16 protein-coding genes are annotated in these 19,987 nt (G+C 64.1%); 7 read left to right on the top strand and 9 right to left on the bottom strand.

The window, feature by feature from the left end; all coding sequences use genetic code 11:
* Positions 1-11 precede the first annotated feature (11 nt).
* Positions 12-989, top strand: a complete 978-nt coding sequence (locus I6F33_RS03170) for a type II secretion system F family protein (protein ID WP_057028159.1) — start codon at positions 12-14, stop codon at positions 987-989.
* Positions 990-998: 9 nt separating this feature from the next.
* A complete protein-coding gene (locus I6F33_RS03165; protein ID WP_036021591.1) occupies positions 999-1,973 on the top strand; it encodes a type II secretion system F family protein in 975 nt (324 codons plus the stop codon).
* 48 nt (positions 1,974-2,021) lie between these two features.
* On the opposite strand, the gene I6F33_RS03160 is transcribed toward I6F33_RS03165, so the two are convergent.
* Together I6F33_RS03160 and I6F33_RS03155 are read right to left on the bottom strand one after the other, a co-directional pair.
* Entirely contained in the window at positions 2,022-2,849 is an 828-nt protein-coding gene (locus I6F33_RS03160; RefSeq protein ID WP_036021589.1) for a tetratricopeptide repeat protein, read from the bottom strand.
* 96 nt (positions 2,850-2,945) lie between these two features.
* Entirely contained in the window at positions 2,946-4,451 is a 1,506-nt protein-coding gene (locus I6F33_RS03155; protein WP_225141063.1) for a metallophosphoesterase, read from the bottom strand.
* A gap of 450 nt (positions 4,452-4,901) precedes the next feature.
* Between I6F33_RS03155 and I6F33_RS03150 the strand changes: the two genes are divergently transcribed.
* Positions 4,902-6,275, top strand: coding sequence for a M17 family metallopeptidase (locus I6F33_RS03150; protein ID WP_225141061.1), 1,374 nt, complete (start codon positions 4,902-4,904; stop codon positions 6,273-6,275).
* Positions 6,268-7,122, top strand: coding sequence for a C40 family peptidase (locus tag I6F33_RS03145; RefSeq protein ID WP_225141059.1), 855 nt, complete (start codon positions 6,268-6,270; stop codon positions 7,120-7,122). Before I6F33_RS03150 ends, I6F33_RS03145 begins: the two co-directional genes overlap by 8 nt.
* A 7-nt stretch (positions 7,123-7,129) precedes the next feature.
* On the opposite strand, the gene I6F33_RS03140 is transcribed toward I6F33_RS03145, so the two are convergent.
* From I6F33_RS03140 to I6F33_RS03115, 6 genes are all read right to left on the bottom strand, one after another.
* Positions 7,130-8,767 (bottom strand): ABC transporter ATP-binding protein, encoded by a 1,638-nt coding sequence (locus I6F33_RS03140; protein WP_036021581.1) that lies wholly within the window; start codon positions 8,765-8,767, stop codon positions 7,130-7,132.
* Positions 8,768-8,771: 4 nt separating this feature from the next.
* The gene (locus tag I6F33_RS03135) at positions 8,772-9,950 is read right to left on the bottom strand and encodes an ABC transporter permease (RefSeq protein ID WP_036021579.1); all 1,179 of its coding nucleotides are present in this window, start codon (positions 9,948-9,950) and stop codon (positions 8,772-8,774) included.
* Positions 9,950-11,059 carry a microcin C ABC transporter permease YejB gene (locus I6F33_RS03130; protein ID WP_225141057.1) on the bottom strand — a complete coding sequence of 370 codons (1,110 nt, stop codon included), beginning with the start codon at positions 11,057-11,059 and terminating at the stop codon, positions 9,950-9,952. The genes I6F33_RS03135 and I6F33_RS03130 overlap by 1 nt, the downstream gene beginning before the upstream one ends.
* Before the next feature lie 2 nt (positions 11,060-11,061).
* Positions 11,062-12,948, bottom strand: a complete 1,887-nt coding sequence (locus tag I6F33_RS03125) for an extracellular solute-binding protein (RefSeq protein ID WP_225141054.1) — start codon at positions 12,946-12,948, stop codon at positions 11,062-11,064.
* 14 nt (positions 12,949-12,962) lie between these two features.
* On the bottom strand, positions 12,963-14,876 hold the full coding sequence (locus I6F33_RS03120) for an extracellular solute-binding protein (RefSeq protein ID WP_225141052.1): 1,914 nt from the start codon (positions 14,874-14,876) through the stop codon (positions 12,963-12,965).
* A gap of 209 nt (positions 14,877-15,085) precedes the next feature.
* Positions 15,086-15,637 (bottom strand): cytochrome c family protein, encoded by a 552-nt coding sequence (locus I6F33_RS03115; protein WP_035998026.1) that lies wholly within the window; start codon positions 15,635-15,637, stop codon positions 15,086-15,088.
* A gap of 231 nt (positions 15,638-15,868) precedes the next feature.
* On the opposite strand from I6F33_RS03115, the gene I6F33_RS03110 reads away from it, so the two are divergent.
* Both I6F33_RS03110 and I6F33_RS03105 read left to right on the top strand, forming a co-directional pair.
* Positions 15,869-16,609, top strand: a complete 741-nt coding sequence (locus I6F33_RS03110; RefSeq protein ID WP_035998024.1) for a 3-deoxy-manno-octulosonate cytidylyltransferase — start codon at positions 15,869-15,871, stop codon at positions 16,607-16,609.
* Positions 16,610-16,630: 21 nt separating this feature from the next.
* Positions 16,631-17,488: a prephenate dehydratase gene (locus tag I6F33_RS03105; protein ID WP_035998021.1), complete on the top strand. Its 858-nt coding sequence runs from the start codon at positions 16,631-16,633 to the stop codon at positions 17,486-17,488.
* A gap of 189 nt (positions 17,489-17,677) precedes the next feature.
* On the opposite strand, the gene I6F33_RS03100 is transcribed toward I6F33_RS03105, so the two are convergent.
* Positions 17,678-18,691, bottom strand: coding sequence for an LLM class flavin-dependent oxidoreductase (locus I6F33_RS03100; RefSeq protein WP_109142420.1), 1,014 nt, complete (start codon positions 18,689-18,691; stop codon positions 17,678-17,680).
* 371 nt (positions 18,692-19,062) lie between these two features.
* Here I6F33_RS03100 and metF point away from each other — a divergent pair, with 371 nt between their 5' ends.
* Complete coding sequence (gene metF / locus I6F33_RS03095; RefSeq protein WP_225141050.1) at positions 19,063-19,983, top strand: methylenetetrahydrofolate reductase [NAD(P)H]; 921 nt, start codon at positions 19,063-19,065, stop codon at positions 19,981-19,983.
* Positions 19,984-19,987: the final 4 nt, after the last annotated feature.

Here is a 19,987-nt window from a genome sequence, read left to right as displayed (position 1 = left end):
TTGGCAGCGCCATGAACATGCAGGTCCTCGCCCTCGCCTTCCTCGCCACCGCAGCAGTTGGTGGCATCGCCTGGGTATTCCTCTATCCGGTGCTGTCTGGGGAGCGAAAGGCGGAAAGCCGCCGTGCCTCGGTCGCGCGCGCCGAAGCGCCCACGGCCCGGCAGGCCGAGAAAACCCAGCGCTCTCGCCGCGAGCAGGTCGAGTCCACGCTGAAGGACCTCGAGGCGCGGCGCGCCCAGGAGAAGAGCGCTCCGCTCAGCGTCCGCCTGTCGCAGGCCGGGCTCGACTGGACGCCGCAGAAGTTCTGGACCGTGTCCGCCGTGGTGGCCGGCGTTTTTTTCGCGGCCGCTATGTTCGCGGGCGGGGGCCTGATCGGCGCCGCCGGTCTTGCCTTTGCCGGCGGCTTCGGCCTGCCGCGCTGGGCACTCGGCTTCCTCAAGAAGCGTCGCGAAACCAAGTTCCTGGCTGCACTGCCCGACGCGGTCGACGTGATCGTCCGCGGCATCAAGGCAGGCCTGCCCTTGTTCGAATCGATCAAGGTCGTAGCCGCCGATTCGCCCGAGCCGCTGCGCAGCGAGTTTCTGGCCATCATCGAGACGCAGGCGATCGGCATGCCGCTGGGCGAGGCCTGCGCGCGGCTTTACGAGCGCATGCCACTGCCGGAAGCCAATTTCTTCGGGATCGTGGTGTCGATTCAGCAGAAATCGGGCGGCAACCTCTCCGAAGCGCTCGGTAACCTCTCCAAGGTGCTGCGCGACCGCAAGAAGATGAAGGAAAAGATCCAGGCGATGTCGATGGAAGCCAAGGCCTCGGCCGGCATCATCGGCTCGCTGCCGCCGATCGTGATGTTCCTGGTCTATCTCACGACGCCGCAATACATCTCGGTGCTTTGGACTCATCCCACCGGCCAGCTGATGCTGGTCGGCTGCGTCGTCTGGATGTCGATCGGCATCCTGGTGATGAAGAAGATGATCAACTTCGATTTCTGACGGTGTCGCATGGTCGAATTCCTCGTCTCGAAACTGCACGACGTCCGTTTCATGACCATGCTGCTCGCGGCGATCGCCGCGAGCGCCACCGTCTATACGCTGGTGATGCCGTTGTTCGCCGGCGAGGGCCTCTCCAAGCGCATGAAGGCGGTGGCGAGCGAGCGTGAACGCATCCGGCAGCGCGAGCGTGAGCGTCTCAACAAGAGCGAGAAGGTTTCACTGCGCCAGACGCCGAAGCAACTCGTCTCCAAGGTGGTCGAGGACTTCAACCTGACCAAGTGGCTCGCGCAGGAGGCTGCGCGGGACAAGCTCATCATGGCGGGTTACCGCGGCCAGGCGCCCTACATCACCTTCCTGTTTGCCCGCATGGTCGCCCCGATCGTGTTCTTGATCGGCTCGGCCCTCTACGTGTTCGTGATCGGAAACATGCAACAGGCGATGCCGATCAAAATCGGCATCTGTATCGGCGCCGCCTATCTCGGCCTCCAGGCGCCGATGCTGTTCCTCAGGAATGCGATCTCCAAGCGCCAGCTCTCGATCAAGCGTGCGTTTCCCGACGCGCTCGATTTGCTCCTGATCTGCATCGAATCGGGCATGTCGGTCGAGATGGCATTCCGGAAAGTTGCGACCGAAATCGTGGGCCAGTCGATCGCGCTGTCGGAGGAGTTCACCCTGACCACGGCCGAGCTGTCCTACCTGCAGGATCGCAAGGTCGCCTATGAGAACCTGGCACGGCGCACCGGGCTCGAGGGCGTCAAGTCGGTGTGTCTGGCGCTGCAACAGGCGGAACGATACGGCACTCCGCTCGGCCATTCCCTGCGCGTCATGGCGCAGGAAAATCGCGACATGCGCATGAACGAGGCCGAGAAGAAGGCGGCCGCGCTGCCGCCGAAGCTCACGGTGCCGATGATCCTGTTTTTCCTGCCTGTGCTGTTCGTGGTCATTCTCGGACCCACCGCCATCAAGGTCACCGAGATGCAATGAGCCGGGCTGGACCGTACGGTCCGCCACCAAGGCCAGGAAGTCAGATGATCAGCCGGGCTGGCTCAGCGAAGCGACCGGCGTCCGCTTCGGCGCGCCGCGCGGGGCCTCGCTACGGCTCAGCATCTCCTTGAGATAGGCGACATTGGCCGCAGCTTGGTCCGGCGGCAGGTCCGCCTTGACGATGGTCTCCGCCTCCGCGAAGCGGCCCTGCAGGCCGACGACCAGGCCGAGATTCTGCCGGACCCGGGCGCTGGCACGCGGCGAGGCATGCGCCTGCCGCAGCGCCTCTTCCGCCTTCGGCAGCTCTTTCGACAGCATGTAGGACAGGCCGAGGTTGGAGAGCACGCCGGGATCACCCGGTGCGATCTTGAGCGCGCTCGCGTAATAGGATCGCGCCTCCTCATGACGGCCCATCTGGTCGAGCGCGGTGCCCTGCACGGAGAGCAGGCGCCAGTCCGGATTGTCGGGCGAATGCGCCTTCGACAGCACGTCGAAGGCCTGCTGGAAATTGCCGTTGTCGGCGAGCGCGCGGCCGTACTGGGCAAGCAGCGCCTTGTTGCCGGGGTTGGCGATGGTCGCCTGCTCGAGCACGGCGGCGGCCTGGGCGCGCTGGCCGTTGGCGCGCAAGGCCTGTCCATAGGCGAGCGCGGCGTCGGCATCTTTGGGATTGGCGCGGTAGCGCTCGCCATAGGCTTCGACCGCACGCGCCGGATCGGTGGGCGCGCGATCGGCGGAGGCCGCGTCCGCCCGGGGGCCGACCGAGCCCGTCACCTCCGAGAGCTTCGACATCGCCGTGCAGCCGCCGAGGCTCATCGCCACTGTCGCGACCAGCGACGTCGAAGCAAGTAGCCGGGTAAGCCTGATCCGTTGACGCATGACGCTTTGACTCTCGAGCTGCTCGATCGAGCCGAACGTGTCAGCAGTAGAATGTTAACCCTAACGGCCGGTTAACAGCGCTCAGACGCGCTTCTCTCACGCCGGCGATGGTTGCGGCGGCGCTTTGCCGCCGAGGCCGAGATCGGGGCCGAGCGCCTGCACCTGCTGATCCAGCTCCAGCAGCAGTTGCAGCCTCTGCCGCCCCCGCCGCTGAACGTCGACACCTTCAGAAGGCAGCCGCGGCACCTGACGCAGGAAGTCGTTACAATTGATCAGGCCTCTCCCGTAGAGCTCATCGAGCTGAGCGCGATCGATGCCGAGCACGTCAGCGGATTGCTCGATCAATCGGCCGAGCAACGTCTTCACCGCGGCGAGCGCGTCGCTGTCGAATCCCGGCCGGGATCTCGCGGCCTTACGCTCGAGCTCCGCCCAGGCATGGGCCGAGACCATGTAGGTGTAGAGCGCTATCGCCCAGTTCGGCTCCGCCTCATCGTAAAAGCTGCCACGCATGAACAGCCGGCGGACGATCGCCGCGACCTGGTCGCGTTTCAGTGTGCGGGACGAGGCCGCCTCGATCGCCGACTGGACGGCCGGATCGCGGGAAAAATCCCGCCCCGCCGGCAGCCTGATGACGCCGCCCGGCAGGTTGGAATCGAGCGGCCTGAAGGCCGCATCGTTGCGGAGCCTCGTATAGCGGGTGATCGCGAAGCGGTGCTCGTTGCGGCCGGCATGGGACGCGGGGCCGAAATGGACGAGGTTGAAACCGGCATCGTCGCCGGCTTGCCCGGTCGAGGACGGACAGGAGAGCACGTAGATCGTGCGCCAGAACGCCTCACCGCTCTCGCGCGACGTCGCACGCGGATCGGGGATGGAATAGCGGGTCAGCCCCTCGACATGGCGATGACCGTGCAGAACCAGATCGACATTGAGCGAGGTGGCGGCCTCGAGGAAGGTCGCGGGTGCGGCGAGATACATCAGCGGCTCGTCCGGCATGCCTAGAAAGCGCTTTCCTTCGCCGGTGGCCTGCGGCAGTGGGTGATGGTGCAGGGCCAGCACACGCACCAGATTTTCCGCCGGCTCGGCGTAGTCGGCGCGCCCGGCCGAACCGATGCTTCCCGCGACCTCGGCGCTCAGCCGGGCGGAATCGGCGACCATCGCCTTATAAGCGCTCTCGTCGATCTTGCCGCTCGCGAGCGCCTTCAAGTTGGCGCGATTGGAATCGAGCAGCACCAGGTCGAGGCCTGCCTGACGGTAATAGACATTCTTCGCCGTCCGCGGCAGGTGCAGGTAATCGTAGGCGTCGTGACGGCCCGCACGCTGGCTCGGCCGCTTGACGTCGTGATTGCCTGCCACGGCTTGGATGTCGGTGAATAGCCCCGTCTGCCGGAAGCATGCGATGACGGCGAGCGCCTCGTCGAGCGCGCGCGGCGTTGGGTCGTCCACCAGATCGCCCGTGATCAGCAGGATGCGATCGGGAACATTCGCGGCAGCCGCCATCTTCTCGCAAATCGCGGCCCTGAGCGTCTCGATGGCCGGAAGCAGCCGGCCCGACCCGTCCAGATGCAGGTCGGAAATCTGCGCAACAACGAACGATCTATCCATTTTGCGCCGCTCATCTGCATATGCTGCGCCGCCCAAACAATGAGAAAAATGCTTCGACGAGCAGATTCAGCCGTATCGACCCAACCTGGGCAGGCACCATGCCGCCGCGTGTCTGCGTTCGGGTTCATGCAGAACAAGCGACACAATCTGAAATGTTCGTCGATAATGACACAACCGAAGCGCTAGTAAAGCCCTGCGGCCGTGGCGTTGCGAACGGCAGCTCTCGGCGTGAGATACGAGATTTGTCCGCGGACGGTTTCGTCGCGCCCGGTCAATATTCGATCGTAAGCCGCTTGCAGATCTCGTCGAGCGCATCGAACCGCATGCCCACCTTGCGGCGAGTAGCGGCTCGCTGAACGGTGACGGCAAAGCCGATTGCAGCGGCGGCCAAACTCTGCGAAGTCTCGTCCGTTCGCATGACTCGCCTGAACTGACGATCCGGACCCGCCAATGCCTTCTGTCTTCGAGACGTCATCCACCGCCACCCCGATCACCTTCGTCACCAAATCGAGCTGGGATCAGGTCGCCGAGACGCTGCCGCCGCCGCAACGCCAGTTCGCGCGTGCCAGCGCCTTCGCCGCCAAGCCGGGCAGCTATCTGGCGCTGCCCGCGACCGACGGCACCATTGCGCAGGTGCTGTTCGGGCTCGAGGAAGAGGATGCAAGATCGCGCGACCTGTTTCGGCCCGGCGCCCTGCCCGGCCTCTTGCCGCCCGGCACCTATCGGTTTGCCAATGCACCGCACGATGCGCGGCTGGCCGCGCTCGCCTTCGCACTGGGTTGCTACCGCTTTGCCCGCTACCGCAAGGCAGATCGCCCCGAGATCCGGCTGGTGCCGCCTGACAGTGTCGACGCGGCCGAGATCGAGCGGATTGCCGATGCGGCAATGCTCGCGCGCGACCTCATCAACACGCCGTCCAACGACATGGGCCCGGATGAGCTCGCCGCGGCCGCGCAAGCGCTCGCCACCGAGTTCGGCGCGAGCTTTTCCTGCACCGTCGGCGAAGAGCTGGCGAAGAACTTTCCGCTGATCCACGCCGTCGGCATGGCCTCCAGCCGCGCGCCGCGGCTGATCGACATCGTCTGGGGCGATCCTGATCATCCCAAGGTGACGCTGGTCGGCAAGGGCGTCTGTTTCGACACCGGCGGGCTCGACCTGAAGCCGTCGAGCGGCATGCTGATCATGAAGAAGGACATGGGCGGCGCAGCCAACGTGCTGGCGCTGGCGCGCATGGTGATGGATGCGAAGCTGAAGGTGCGGCTGCGCGTGCTGATTCCGGCGGTGGAGAACGCCGTCGCCGGCAATGCCTTCCGCCCGCTCGATATCTTCACCTCGCGCAAAGGGATCACCGTCGAGATCGGCAATACCGACGCCGAAGGCCGCCTCGTTCTCGCCGACGCGCTGGCGCTGGCCGATGAGGAGAAGCCCGATCTGCTGATCGACCTGGGCACGCTGACCGGCGCGGCCCGCGTCGCACTGGGGCCGGATCTGCCGCCGTTCTACACCCATGATGAGACGCTGGCTGCCGACCTCGCGCGCTGCGCGATGAGGGAGAACGATCCGTTGTGGCGCATGCCGCTGTGGCCGCCTTACGATGCCTGGCTGGACTCCAAGACCGCCACCATCACCAATGCACCCTCGGGCGGTTTCGCCGGCTCGATCACCTGCGCGCTGTTCCTGCAACGCTTCGTCGAGCACGCCAAGAGCTGGCTCCATGTTGACATCTATGGCTGGACGCCGTCGGCGAAGCCGGCGCGGCCCGAGGGCGGCGAATGCCAGGCCGCACGCGCCATCTACGCATTGCTGAGCGAGCGCTATGCCTGATCCAGGACACGACCCGAGGCTGACGCCGGCGCGGGGCGACCTTGCCGCCAAATATCTCGAAGGCAAGGTCGAGGCGCAGCGCTTCGTCGAGGGTGACGAGTTCGAGGTCGTCGAGCCGATCGCGCCCATGCGCGAGCAGCCGTCCTCCAACGCGACGTTGATGACCGAAGCGCTGCGCGGCGAACGCGTCACCATCTACGACCGCAACGGCGAGGGTTGGGCCTGGGGCCAGCTCAGTAGCGATGGCTATGTCGGCTGGCTCCCGGATGCGGCGCTCGCAAAGCCGTCGGCCGCCCCAACGCACGTGGTCGGCGCACTGCGGACGTTTGCGTTCCCCGGCCCCTCGATCAAGCTGCCGCCGGCCGACACGCTCGTGATGGGATCGAAGCTTGCCGTGGCGCGCGAGGACGGCAGCTTCGCCGTGACGCACGACGGCAGATATCTGCCGAGAACGCATCTCATCCCGCTCGATCATCGCGAGCCGGATTTGGTCGCGGTGGCCGAGCGCTTCGTCGGCACGCCCTATCTCTGGGGCGGCAAGAGCAGCTTTGGCATCGATTGCTCCGGCCTCGTCCAGGTCTCGCTGACATCAGCCGGGATCGGCTGCCCGCGCGACAGCGACATGCAGCTCGCCGGTCTCGGCCGCACGCTGGAGCCGCATGAGCGGAGCAGCTTGCAGCGCGGCGATCTGATCTTCTGGAAAGGTCATGTCGCCATCGTGCGCGACGCCACCACCATGGTTCACGCCAATGCGCATCACATGGCAACGGTGATCGAGCCGATCGAGCCGGCGATCGCGCGGATCAAGGCGGCTGGCAGCGAGGTCGTCGCGATCAAGCGGCTCTGACGGAGCGCTACGTCGCCACCGCCCCGTTCCCGGCCGTCTCCAGCCGGAACGCGGCCGCGAACAGCGCTCGGGTATAATCCGTCTTCGGATTCCTGAACAGCTCGGCCGCCTGCCCCTCCTCGACGACCTTGCCGCCGCGCATCACGATGAGGTGGCTGGCGAGCGAGGCGACGACGCGCAAATCGTGCGAAATGAACATGTAGGTGAGCTCGCGCTTGCGCTGAAGCTCGCGCAACAGATCGACCATCTGCGCCTGGAACAGCATGTCGAGCGCGCTGGTCGGCTCGTCCAGCACGACGAAATCAGGCTCCAGCACGATCGCGCGCGCGATCGAGATGCGCTGACGCTGGCCGCCGGAGAATTCGTGCGGATAGCGGAAGCGCGTCTCCGGATTGAGTCCGACATCCTCGAGTGCCTTGACCACGCGCGCCTCGCGTTCCTCGCGCGAGAGCGCCGGCTGATGCACGGACAGGCCCTCGGCGATGATGTCGGCGACCGACATGCGCGGTGAGAGCGAGCCGAACGGATCCTGAAACACGATCTGCATGTCGCGCCGGAAGGGACGCATCTCCTTGAAGCGCAGGCCCTGGATGTCGTTCCCTAAGAACACGATGCGTCCGTTCGAGGAGATCAGCCGCAGCAGCGCCAGCCCCAGCGTGGTCTTGCCCGAGCCGGATTCGCCGACGACGCCGAGCGTCTCGCCCTTGCGTACGGCGACACTGACCCCATCGACCGCCTTGATGTGACCGACCGTTTTGCGCATCAGGCCGCGCTTGATCGGGAACCAGACTTTTAGGTCATTGGCCGACATCACCACCGGCGCATTCGGCTGCGGCGGCGCCGGATCGGGCTTGGGCTCCGCCGCGAGCAGGTCGCGTGTATAGGGATGTTTCGGGGTCTTGAAGACCTGCTCGACCGGACCCTGCTCGACGATCACGCCCCCCTTCATGACACAGACGGTGTCGGCAATGCGGCGCACGATGCCGAGATCGTGGGTGATGAACAGCAGGCTCATGCCGAGCCGCGCGCGGATCTCGGCGAGCAGCGCCAGGATCTGCGCCTGCACGGTGACGTCGAGCGCCGTGGTCGGCTCGTCCGCGATCAGAAGGTCCGGCTCGTTGGCGAGCGCCATCGCGATCATCACACGCTGGCGCTGGCCGCCGGAGAGCTGGTGCGGATAGCTGTTCAGCCGCGTCTCTGGATCGGGAATGCCGACCTGGGTCAAGAGCTCCAGCGTCCGCTTGCGGGCCTGCGCATTGCTGGTCGGATTGTGCAGCTGGATGATCTCGCCGATCTGCGCCTCGATCGTGTGCAGCGGATTGAGCGAGGTCATCGGCTCCTGGAAGATGATGGAGATGTCGCTGCCCCTGATCTCCCGCATCTGCTGCTCGGACTGGTCGATCAACTCCTGGCCCTTGAAGCGGATGCTGCCGGAGGGATGGGAGGCATTCGGATACGGCAGCAGCTTCAGGATCGAGAGTGCGCTGACCGACTTGCCGGAGCCGGACTCGCCGACCAGCGCGACGCATTCGCCGCGCTTGATCTGGAACGAGACCTTGTCGACCGCAAGCGTGGTGGCGCCGCCCTGGTGAAAGGCCACCGAGAGGTCGCGAACGGCGAGCAGGGGCTGGTTGATCGCATCCATGGCCTTACCTGAACGTCTTGCGCGGGTCGAAGGCGTCGCGCACGGCTTCACCGATGAAGATCAACAGCGAGAGCATGATCGCGACCGAGAAGAAGCCGGAGAAGCCGAGCCACGGTGCCTGCACATTGGCCTTGGCCTGCGAGAGCAATTCGCCGAGCGAGGGCGATCCCGGTGGCAGGCCGAAGCCGAGGAAATCGAGCGCCGTCAGCGTCATCACCGAGCTCGAAACGATGAACGGCAGGAACGTCATGGTCGCGACCATCGCGTTAGGGAGCAGGTGGCGGAACATGATCAGAGGATTGGAGACGCCGAGCGCACGTGCCGCCTGGACGTATTCGAAATTGCGCCCGCGCAGGAATTCGGCCCGCACGAGGCCAACCAGCGAGACCCAGGAGAACAGCAGCAAGATGCCGAGTAGCACGAAGAAACCGGGCACCAGCACCGAGGACAGGATCAGGAGAAGATACAGCGATGGAATCGCGGTCCAGATCTCGATGAAACGCTGGAAGATCAGATCGACCCAACCGCCGAAATAGCCCTGCACCGCACCCGCCGCGATGCCGATGACCGACGAAACGATGGTGAGGCAAAGGCCGAACAGCACCGAGATGCGGAAGCCGTAGATCAGCCGCGCCACCACGTCGCGGCCCTGATCGTCGGTGCCGAGCCAATTGTATTCGAGATCGCGGCAGCTCTTCAGTCCCTTCTTCTCCACCACCGGCTTGCACTGCTTCTCCGTCAGCATCCAGGTCGGCGGCGACGGCGCCGGCGTCGGCAGATCGAGATTGTGGGTATCGTAGGAGTAACGGATCAGCGGCCAGACGATGCTGCCGCCCTTCTCCTTGATCAGCTTCTGCAAGTAGGGGTCACGATAGTCGGCCGCCGTCTCGAAATCGCCGCCGAACGTCGTCTCCGAATAGGTGACGAAAGCCGGCCAATAGAGACGGCCATCGAACTTGATCAGGAAGGGCCGATCGTTCGCGATCAGCTCGGCGAACAGCGAGATCACGAACAGGCCGATGAAGATCCAGAAGGACCAGTAGCCGCGGTGGTTCGCCTTGAAGTTCTGCCACCGCCGCCGGTTAAGCGGCGATGGAGCGAACGGCTTGCGCGTGATCGGAACGGCATCGCCGAGCGGCGACTTCGCTGTGGTCTCGATCGGCGTCGGCGCGGTGATCGTCATCAGACCTCCCGCGCTTCGAAATCGATCCGGGGGTCGATCCACATATAGGTCAGGTCGGAGATCAGGTTGATCACGAGGCCGACCAGCGAGAAGATGTAGAGCGTGCCGAACACCACGGGATAATCGCGATTGAGCACGCTCTCGAAGCTGAGCAGTCCGAGCCCGTCCAGCGAGAAGATGGTCTCGATCAGCAGCGAGCCGGAAAAGAAGGCGTGGATGAAAGTGCCGGGGAAGCCGGCGATCACGATCAGCATCGCGTTGCGGAAGACGTGGCCATAGAGCACCCGGTTCTCGCTGCAGCCCTTGGCGCGGGCGGTCATGACGTATTGCTTGCGGATCTCATCCAGGAACGAATTCTTGGTCAGGAACGTCATGGTGGTGAAGGCACCTAGCCCCATGGCGATAAGTGGCAACGTCAGATGCCAGAAATAATCGATGATCTTCCAATACCAGGGAAACTGCGACCAGCCGTCCGAGGTCAGTCCGCGCAGCGGGAACCAGTTGAAGAAGGAGCCGCCGGCAAACAGGATGATGAGGAGAATGGCGAACAGAAAACCGGGGATGGCATAGCCGAGCACGAGCACCGTCGAGGTCCAGGTGTCGAACCGCGCCCCGTCGTTCACGGCCTTGCGAATGCCGAGCGGGATCGAGATCAGGTAGGTCAGAAGTGTTAGCCAGAGGCCAAGCGAGATCGAGACCGGCAGCTTTTCCTTGATGAGCTGCAGCACGCTGACGTCGCGAAAATAGCTCTTGCCGAAATCGAAGCGGGCGAAGTTCCACACCATCAGCAGGAAGCGTTCCGGCGCCGGCTTGTCGAAGCCGAACTGCACTTCCAGCTTCTTGATGAAATCGGGGTCGAGGCCCTGCGCGCCGCGATATTTCGAGTTGACGGAATCGCTGCCGGCACCGACCTGCCCCGGCGCGCGCTGCGCAAAATCGCTGCCGCCCGATATGCGCGAGGTGCCGCCGGTGTCGGCGCCCGAGAGCTGCGCGATCACGCGTTCAACCGGGCCGCCGGGCGCGAATTGCACCACGACGAAGGACACGAAGAGGATCCCAAGCAGGGTCGGAATCATTAGCAGAAGGCGGCGGGCGATATAGGCGCTCATGGCTATTTTGCCTGCTCGAGCTTGGCCGCCTTGGCGGGCTCATACCACCAGATGTCGGGCGCGCCGACGCCGTTGGCATAGCGCGGCAGCTTCGGCGGATGTCCGAACTGATCCCAATAAGCCAGCCGGTGCGTCTTGTTGTACCATTGCGGCACCCAATACCGGCCGGCGCGGAACAGGCGATCGAAGGCGCGGCAGGCGACGGTCAGGTCTTCGCGGCTGTCGGCCGCCATGATCTTCTCGATCATGGCGTCGATCGCCGGACTGGCGACGCCAGCCAGATTGTACGAGCCCTTGGTGTTTGCGACCTGCGAGGAGAAGAACGCGCGCATGGCATCGCCTGGCGTCGCCGACATGCTGAAGCGCTGGATGGTCATGTCGAAATCGAAATCTTCCTGCCGGGCTTTGTGCTGTACGGCATCGACGAGGCGCACGCTCGCTTCGATGCCGAGCGTCGCGAGATTCTTGATGTAAGGCGCGTGGTGCGGCTGGAACGAGGGCTCATCCAGCAGGAACTCGATCTTGAACAATTCGCCGTTCGGCAGCACCCGCTTGCCGTCCTTGATGGGCACGCCGGCCTCGGTCAGCAATTGCTGCGCCTTGCGGAGCAGGCTGCGGTCCTGTCCGGAGCCGTCGGAGGCCGGCGGCGTGAACGGCGCCGCGAACACCTCGTCAGGAACCTGGCCGCGAAACGGCTCCAGCAGCTTCAGCTCTTCCGGCGAAGGCGGCGCATTGCCGGCCATCAGGTCCGAGTTCTGGAACGGCGACACCGTACGAGCGTAAGCGCCGTACATGATTGTCTTGTTGGTCCATTCGAAATCGAAAGCGTTGATCAGGGCCTCGCGCACGCTGGGGTCTTTGAATTTGTCGCGCCGCGTATTGATGAACCAGCCTTGCGCACCGGAGGGCGTATCGTCGGGCACGACCTCCATCTTGACTCGGCCTTCCTTCACCGCGGGGAAGTCATAGCGCGTCGCCCAGATGCGCGAAGTGAACTCCTCGCGATAAAGATAGCTCTTGCCGGTAAAGCCCTCGAAGGCGACGTCGCGGTCGCGATAGAATTCATAGCGGACGACATCGAAATTATAGCTGCCGCGGCAGGGCGGCAGATCAGCGGCCCACCAGTCCTTCACGCGCTCGAACTCGATGTAGCGATTGACCTCGAACCTGCCGACCCTGTACGGGCCCGAGCCGAGCGGAATCTCCAGCGACGATTCATCGAACGGGCGGGAGGCGTAGTACGCCTTCGAGAAGATCGGCAGGCTGGCGACATAGAGCGGCACGTCGCGTGCACGCCCCTTGGCGAAGGTGACGACGAGCGTCGCATCGTCGAGGGCTTCGGCACTGACCATGTCGCGCATCTGCACGGTGATCAGCGGATGCCCCTTGGTCTTCAGAGTCGTCAGCGAATAGGCTGCATCGTGGGCGGTGAGCCTGGTCCCGTCGTGGAATTTCGCCTCGGGTCGCATCGCGAAGCGGTAGACCAGCTTGTCCGGCGATATCTGCACGGATTTGGCCGCCAAGCCGTACATTGCGTCGGGCTCGTCAGCTGCGCGGATCATCAGCGGCGAGAACGTCATACCCATACCTTGTGCGCCGTCGCCTTTCAGGATGAAGGCGTTGAGCGAGTTGAAGGTCTGGTAGGACTGATTGTAGGCCCGCACCGACGGGATTAGCGAGAACGTGCCGCCTTTCGGCGCGTCGACATTGACGTAATCGAAATGACGGAAGTCGGCGGGATATTTGAGATCGCCGAATGCCGACATGCCGTGCGCCTCGGTCGCCGCTTCCGATGCTCGCGCGCTGCGCAGCAGCGGCGCGCCGACGGACGCCCCGAGGGCGCCGCCAACACCCAGGACCAGCACATGGCGGCGTGACATCTGCGTCATGCGGGGATTGTCCTTCACGATTTCTTTGCGATCCGTGCCGCCTTGTCTGCGTCGTACCACCAGATGAACGGGAAGCCGGACAGACCATACCTGGGCAATTCCGTCGGCCGGCCGAAGCGATCCCAGCGCGCGGTGCGCACCTTGTTGTAGGTCCATTGCGGCACGACGTAGTGATTCCACAGCAACACGCGGTCGAGGGCCTTGGTGGCCGCGACGAGATCGTCGCGATCAGTGGCGTAGATCACCCGCTCGATCAGCTTGTCCACGGCCGGATTCTTGATCCCGGCAAGATTGCGCGAGCCGGCGATGTCGGCCGACTTGGAGGACCAAAACTCGCGCTGCTCGTTGCCCGGCGATTGCGACTCGCTCCAGGAATTCGTCACGATGTCGAAGTCCCACTCGCGCGTCCTGTTCTCATATTGGGTCGGATCGACCGTCCGAACGCTCACCGCAATGCCGAGCCGCTCCAGCGACGGCTTGTAGAACAGCGTAATTCGTTCGAAGCTGGGATCCGAGTTGAGCAATTCCAGCGAGAACTGCGCACCGGTCTTGACGTCGACCAGCTTGCGATCTCGCACCTCGTAGCCGGCTTCCTTGAACAGGCGCAGCGCCTCACGCAAATTGTCGCGCACCGCCTCCGGACTCCCCCCGGCCGGATTGGTGTAGGGCGTCGTGAAGACTTCTGGCGGTACCTCCGCGCGAATCGTCTCGAGAATTTCCAGCTCTTTTCCCTGTGGCAGGCCCGTTGCCATGAGCTCGTCGATGCCGTCGAAATAGCTGCTGATGCGCTTGTACTGGCCGTAGAAGATCTGCTTGTTCATCTCCTCGAAGTCGAACGCATAATTGAGCGCGCGCCGCACGCGCGGATCGCTGAACTTGGCGCGGCGCAGGTTCGGCACGAAGGCCTGCATCACGCCCGAGCTGCGATTGGCGAATTCCTCGAGGATTACCCGCTTTTCGGTCACGGCCGGGAAATCATAGGCGGTCGCCCAACTCTTCGCGCTGTTCTCGGTGCGCCAATCGACCTGGTCGGCCTTGAAGGCCTCGATCGCAACGGTGCCGTCGCGAAAATATTCGTAGCGCAGCTCATCGAAATTATTGCGGCCGATATTGATGGGAAGATCGCGGCCCCAATAGTCCTTGACGCGCTCCAGCGCGATCGAGCGTCCTGCGACGAATTCCTTGACCTTGTAAGGGCCCGAGCCGAGCGGCACTTCCAGCGTGGTGGTGGCGATATCGCGCTTGCGGCCCTGCGCGTCCGTCCCCTCCCACCAATGTTTCGGAAGGACGATCAGCTGTCCCACGATCAGCGGCAGCTCGCGGTTGCCGGGTGCGTCGAACACGAACTTCACGTCACGCTCGCCGACCTTCTCGGCCTTCACCACATGGCTGTAATAGGCCGAGTACATCGGATGGTTCTTCTTGAAGGAATCGAGCGAGAAGATCACGTCCTCCGGCGTAACAGGCTTGCCGTCATGCCATTTCGCCTGCGGGCGCAGGCGATAGGTGACGAAGGAAAAATCGTCGGGATGGCTGACCGCTTCGGCCAGCGCGCCGTATTCGGTCGAGACCTCGTCGAGCGACTGCGTCAGGAGCGATTCATAGATGAACGCGACGGCACCGGCGACCTGGCCCTTCACACCGGAGACGACGATGTTGAAATTGTCGAACGTGCCGACGGCGATCTGGCGCGCGACACCGCCTTTGGGGGCGTCCGGATTGACGTAGTCGAAGCGCTTGAAGTCAGCGGGGTACTTGACCTTTCCGAACAGCGACAGCGCGTGGCGCCAAGGCAACCCGCCGGAAGGCAGCTCAGTTGCTGATTGCGCATGCGCCACGCCGACGGGAACGCCCGCGACGGAGCCAAGGGCTGGAAGCGCTGCGGCTGCAGTGCCGGTGAGCAGGAGATCGCGTCGGGTAATGGCCAAATCAACATCCCTGTCTTGAAGGAGGCTACTCCTTTAAGTTCCCAATATAGGCGAGGTTTCGACCGAATATGTTGCTTTTTCCTCATCTTGGAAGCCCGGCCGGCCTATCGGATGCGGCCAAACGCCCCGATAACGTCGCCGCGAGGCCCGGATAAGGAAACGGCCAGACTTTTCAGCCTGGCCGTATTCGAGCGCCGGTTCTTGGGACCTTATTTTGACGCCGTCGGCAGCGGCTGAGGTTTCTCCGACTGCGAATTCAGATAGGCGATGATATCGGCACGCTCGGAATCCTTGGCAACACCGGCAAAGCCCATCGCGGTGCCCGGAATGAAGCCCTTCGGATTGGCGAGGAACTTGTTGAGGTCGTCGAAGCTCCAGTTGCCACCCTTGGCCTTTATGGCGGCCGAGAAGTTGAAGCCACCACGGCCCTGGCCCTTGGGCTCGCCAACGACGCCATAGAGGTTCGGACCGACCCGGTTCGGGCCGCCCTTCTCGAAGGTGTGGCAGGCGCCACACTTCTTGGCGGCCGCGGCGCCCTTCTCGACGGAGGCGGTTTGGAGCAGCTTTTCGATCGGTTCGGACGGTGCGGCGGCGGCGCCCTCCTTGCCGGAGCCGGCATCTTGCTTGACCGCGATCTCGAAGCCCGGCTTTTCCGGCATCTTGGGGGAGAACAGCGCACTCGCGGTGAAGCTCGTCACCAGCAGGAAGAGACAGGTACCGAACACGGCGCCGAGAATCTTGTTGAGTTCGAAAGAGTCCATTTCCGGCCAGGCCCCACCGCAAGAAGGAAACAGCGGCCCGGATGGCCGCAGGACGAGCCTCGGAGAATCAAACGTTCCTTATTGTTTCCCCGAGTTTTGCCATTGAGATATCGGTTTGCCCGGGGTCTGGCAACCCGTATAAGCGATCCGGCTTCAGGCCCGTCCCCACCCCATGTCCCGGTGCGGAAAACGCTCCGTTTTCAGGCTCTTGACCTCAGACCTTTGAACCCGATGATCGATCCCCGCATCCTGGTGCTGATCCCGGCTCGCATGGCCGCCACCCGTCTGCCCGGCAAGCCGCTCGCCGATATCGCGGGATTGCCGATGATCGTGCATGTGCTGCGCCGTGCCGAGGCCGCCGCAATCGGCAGGGTCGCGGTGGCCACCGACACCGACGAGATCGCCTCGGTCGTGACCGCCCATGGCGGCGAGGCCGTCATGACGCGCGGCGACCACCCCTCCGGCTCCGACCGCATCCACGAGGCCATGCAGAAGCTCGATCCCGAGGGCAAAGCCGAGATCGTGGTCAATGTCCAGGGGGATTTCCCGACCATCACGATCGACAACATCCGCGAGGTGCTGCCGCCGCTGCAAGACCCGGCCGTGGACATCGCGACGCTGGCCTCGCGGATCCACACCGAGGAAGAGGATCTCGCCCCAAGCGTGGTGAAGGCGATCGGAACCTCGGTTGGCGGCAGGCGGATGCGCGCACTTTATTTCACCCGCGCGACCGCCCCGACCGGCGACGGACCGCGTTATCACCATATCGGCCTCTATGCCTTTCGCCGCGCCGCGCTGGAGCGCTACGTCTCTCTTCCGCCGTCTCCGCTGGAATTGCAGGAGAAGCTCGAGCAGCTCCGGGCGCTTGAGGCCGGAATGCGCATCGATTTCACCATCGTCGACACCGTGCCCCGCGGGGTCGATACGCCGGCGGACCTCGAGACCGCGCGCAGCATCCTTTCCAAATCCTGAGCCGCTGCTACAAGGCCGAGCATGAGCAAGATGAAGATCGCATTCCAGGGCGAGCCTGGCGCCAATTCCCACATCGCCATCGTCGAGGCCTATCCCGACGCCGAACCGATGCCCTGCGCCACATTCGAAGACGCGCTGTCGGCGATCTCGTCGGGCGAGGCCGATCTCGGCATGATCCCGATCGAGAATTCGGTCGCCGGCCGCGTCGCCGACATCCATCACCTCCTGCCGGCGTCCGGCCTCTTCATCGTCGGCGAATGGTTTCTGCCGGTCCGGCATCAGCTGATGGCCGTGAAGGGCACCAAGCTCGAAGACATCAAGAGCGTCGAGAGCCATGTGCATGCGCTCGGCCAGTGCCGGCGCATCATCCGCAAGCTCGGCATCAAGCCGATCGTGCATGCCGATACCGCCGGCAGCGCCCGCGACATCTCGGAGCGCAAGGACAAGACGGTGGCCGCGATCGCCTCGCGCCTTGCTGCAAAGATCTACGGTCTCGACATCCTCGCCGAGGACATCGAGGACGAGGCCCACAACACCACTCGCTTCGTGGTGCTGGCGCGCGAGCCGAAATGGGCGCCCCAAGGCACCGGGCCGCTCGTCACGACTTTTGTGTTCCGGGTGCGCAATTTGCCGGCGGCGCTCTACAAGGCGCTCGGCGGCTTCGCCACCAATGGCGTCAACATGACCAAGCTCGAGAGCTACATGGTCGACGGCAATTTCTTCGCCACGCAGTTCTATGCCGACGTCGACGGCCATCCCGATGACAAGGGCCTCGCCTTCGCCATCGAGGAGCTGAAATTCTTCTCGCGCGAATTCCGCATCGTCGGCGTATATCCGGGCCATCCGTTCCGCGCCACGTTCAGCGAAGTGCAGGATTGATCCCTCACCCTCCCCTGGAGGGGTCCGGGAGAGCGCAGCTCGCCCGTGGGTCGCTCCCCATGGAGCGCAGCGCAATGCGTAGCGGGGTGGGTGACGGTCTCTCCACGTCGAATACTGCCCGAGTGGAGAGATCACCCCACCCCGCTCGCGCTGCGCGCAATCGACCCGCCCCCTCCAGGGGAGGGTAAGCTACCCCGCCGCTCTGAGCCCGAATGCCTCCGCCAGCAGCGAATACGACTTCTTTCGCGCCGCGTGGTCATATACCGCCGTGATCACCATCAGCTCGTCCGGCTTGCTTGCGTAGATCAGCGGCTGCAGCTTCTTCTGCACCGTCGCGGGACTGCCGACGAACAGGCGCGAGCGGTTGCGCAGGATCGAGGTGCGCTCGGCGTCCGTATACGGATAAGCCATCGCCTCCTCGACGCTCGGCAGCGGCAGATATTGACCGCGGTCGCGGCGAAGACGGTTGAGGTCGAAGGACGAGGCGAGCCTTTCGGCCTCCTCGTCGGTATCGGCCGCAATGACGGCGACCGCGAGAATGGCATGTGGGCTCGCACGCCAGGCCGAGGGTTGAAAGCGATTGCGGTAATGCACCATCGCATCGATCGCGTCGTGGGACGCGAAATGATGGGCGAAGGCGAAGCCCATGCCGACCTGGGCGGCCAATTCCGAGGAATAATCGCTGGAGCCGAGCAGCCAGATAGGCGGCAGTCTGGTGTCGTCGGGCATTGCGACGACGTTGTTGTAGGGGTGCCCCGCGGGGAATTCGCGCGTCTCCCACAGGATCAACTCGTGCAGCCGCTCCAGGAAATCGTCGCCCTCGCGGCGGTCGAGCCGGCTCCTGAGCGCGTAAGCCGTCGCACCATCGGTGCCCGGCGCGCGGCCGAGACCGAGATCGATCCGGCCCGGAAATAGCGCCTCCAGCATCTTGAAGCGCTCAGCGATGACCAGCGGCGCATGGTTGGGCAGCATCACCCCGCCGGAACCGACGCGGAGGTGCTTCGTCACCGCCGCGATCTGGCCGATCATCAGGTCGGGCGCGGGGCTCGCGACGGAGGCGAGATTGTGATGCTCGGCGAGCCAGTAGCGGACATAGCCGAGGCCATCGACGTGACGCGCCAAATCGATGCTGTTGCGCAGCGCCGCGGCGGGCTTGGTGCCTGATGTGACGACGGAGAGGTCGAGGACGGAGAGCGGGATCATCGCGGCTTAACGTAATGGAGGCGGTCGCGGCGACAATGGGCAGGCTGCGCAGGCCTGACGTGTACGGACGGGCTGGCACGCCAGCGGCTGGAGTTGGGACAACCGCCGCTACTTTGCAGACGGTTTTGGTCTGCCCACCAAGAAAATCGTTCACAAAATATGGCTGACGAGAGAAATATCTGAAAATTCAACAACTTATGTCATTCAGCACGCTTCCCACCCAAAACATGATTCGCCAGAAAGACCCCGTAAACTGTACCTGAATGGGCAACTTCCCATGCATGATGGGCTGTCGATCAAGGGGCCTTTGCCGTATTTTAGCTCTCCGAGGCTAGACCGATCGCCGGCCTGACATTGGAGTGAGTGGCGCCATGACTGACCTGACGACGCCTGCGACAGCCGACCGGCAGGACAGGCACCTGAAGCGGCCCGCGATCTCCTTCGAGTTCTTTCCGCCGAAGACGGAAGAGATGGAGCGCAATCTCTGGGAGACCATCAACCGGCTGGCCCCGCTCGAGCCGAAATTCGTCTCGGTGACCTATGGCGCCGGCGGCTCGACCCGCGAGCGCACCCATTCGACCATCACGCGCATCCTGAAAGAGACCGCGCTGCTGCCGGCGGCGCATCTGACCTGCGTCGGCGCTTCGCGCGGCGAGATCGACGAGATCGTCGACCGCTATCACGAGGTCGGCGTCCGCCACATCGTGGCCTTGCGCGGCGATCCCGTCGGCGGCATCGGCACGCCCTATTCGAGCCATCCCGAGGGTTATCAGAGCTCGGCCGCGCTCGTCGCCGGCATCAAGAAGCGGCACGGCGACATCGAGGTCTCGGTCTCTGCCTACCCCGAGAAGCACCCCGAAGCGCGCGACTTCGATGCCGATATCGACACGCTCAAGGCGAAGGTCGATGCGGGCGCGACGCGCGCGATCACGCAGGTGTTCTTCGACAACGATCTCTACTTCCGCTATCTCGACCGCGTGCGTGCGCGCGGCATCGACATCCCCGTAGTGCCGGGCATCATGCCCATGCACAACTTCAAGCAGGCGCGCAATTTCGTGACCCGTGCTGGCACCACGGTGCCCGACTGGTTCGCGGCGAAGTTCGAGGGCCTCGATGACGATGCCGAGACGCGCAAGCTGGTGGCCGCGACCGTTGCGGCCGGCCAGGTGCAGAAGCTCGCCAAGCACGGCGTCGACACCTTCCATTTCTACACCATGAACCGCGCCGATCTCGTGTTCGCGATCAGCCATTTGCTCGGCATTCGCGCGAAAAGCGCGCAGAAGGCGGCGTAAGAGA

Source organism: Bradyrhizobium sp. BRP20 (genome assembly GCF_020194215.1).
GTDB lineage: Bacteria > Pseudomonadota > Alphaproteobacteria > Rhizobiales > Xanthobacteraceae > Bradyrhizobium > Bradyrhizobium yuanmingense.
The sequence above is the reverse complement of the archived record's forward strand: the minus strand, read 5'-3'. Positions and strand labels throughout refer to the sequence as shown.

Coding starts and splice junctions, on each gene's coding strand:
- I6F33_RS03170 (WP_057028159.1), top strand. CDS start 12: ATGAACATGCAGGTCCTCGCCCTCGCCTTCCTCGCCACCGCAGCAGTT.
- I6F33_RS03165 (WP_036021591.1), top strand. CDS start 999: ATGGTCGAATTCCTCGTCTCGAAACTGCACGACGTCCGTTTCATGACC.
- I6F33_RS03160 (WP_036021589.1), bottom strand. CDS start 2,849: ATGCGTCAACGGATCAGGCTTACCCGGCTACTTGCTTCGACGTCGCTG.
- I6F33_RS03155 (WP_225141063.1), bottom strand. CDS start 4,451: ATGGATAGATCGTTCGTTGTTGCGCAGATTTCCGACCTGCATCTGGAC.
- I6F33_RS03150 (WP_225141061.1), top strand. CDS start 4,902: ATGCCTTCTGTCTTCGAGACGTCATCCACCGCCACCCCGATCACCTTC.
- I6F33_RS03145 (WP_225141059.1), top strand. CDS start 6,268: ATGCCTGATCCAGGACACGACCCGAGGCTGACGCCGGCGCGGGGCGAC.
- I6F33_RS03140 (WP_036021581.1), bottom strand. CDS start 8,767: ATGGATGCGATCAACCAGCCCCTGCTCGCCGTTCGCGACCTCTCGGTG.
- I6F33_RS03135 (WP_036021579.1), bottom strand. CDS start 9,950: ATGACGATCACCGCGCCGACGCCGATCGAGACCACAGCGAAGTCGCCG.
- I6F33_RS03130 (WP_225141057.1), bottom strand. CDS start 11,059: ATGAGCGCCTATATCGCCCGCCGCCTTCTGCTAATGATTCCGACCCTG.
- I6F33_RS03125 (WP_225141054.1), bottom strand. CDS start 12,948: ATGACGCAGATGTCACGCCGCCATGTGCTGGTCCTGGGTGTTGGCGGC.
- I6F33_RS03115 (WP_035998026.1), bottom strand. CDS start 15,637: ATGGACTCTTTCGAACTCAACAAGATTCTCGGCGCCGTGTTCGGTACC.
- I6F33_RS03110 (WP_035998024.1), top strand. CDS start 15,869: ATGATCGATCCCCGCATCCTGGTGCTGATCCCGGCTCGCATGGCCGCC.
- I6F33_RS03105 (WP_035998021.1), top strand. CDS start 16,631: ATGAGCAAGATGAAGATCGCATTCCAGGGCGAGCCTGGCGCCAATTCC.
- I6F33_RS03100 (WP_109142420.1), bottom strand. CDS start 18,691: ATGATCCCGCTCTCCGTCCTCGACCTCTCCGTCGTCACATCAGGCACC.
- metF (WP_225141050.1), top strand. CDS start 19,063: ATGACTGACCTGACGACGCCTGCGACAGCCGACCGGCAGGACAGGCAC.